Source organism: Cobetia sp. SIMBA_158 (assembly GCF_046566945.1).
GTDB classification, from domain to species: Bacteria; Pseudomonadota; Gammaproteobacteria; order Pseudomonadales; family Halomonadaceae; genus Cobetia; species Cobetia amphilecti.
In genome coordinates, this window is the sequence record NZ_JAWJYL010001137.1 from 1 (window position 1) to 233 (window position 233).

Here is a 233-nt window from a genome sequence, read left to right on the forward strand (position 1 = left end):
GTCTGGCCGACGTCGGTGACGGTGAAACGGCGCGTCGAGCGCTGGATCAGCCGCATCCCGAGCCGCGCCTCGAGCAGCGCGATGCGGCGGCTCAGCTTCGATTTCGGCAGGTTGAGCGCGCGCCCGGCCGGCGCGAAGCCGCCGTGCTCGACCACCTGCACGAAGTAATAGAGATCGTTCAGATCCCGTTCTTGATCGTTCATCAAATAGAACGCTGAGTGCGATTTTCGCAG

General features: G+C 63.5%; 1 protein-coding gene. It reads right to left on the reverse strand.

Features of this window, described 5'->3' with window-relative positions; genetic code table 11:
- On the reverse strand, positions 1 to 203 hold a 203-nt coding region (locus R2R70_RS23305), incomplete at its 3' end, for a LysR family transcriptional regulator (RefSeq protein WP_410979391.1).
- Positions 204 to 233: the final 30 nt, after the last annotated feature.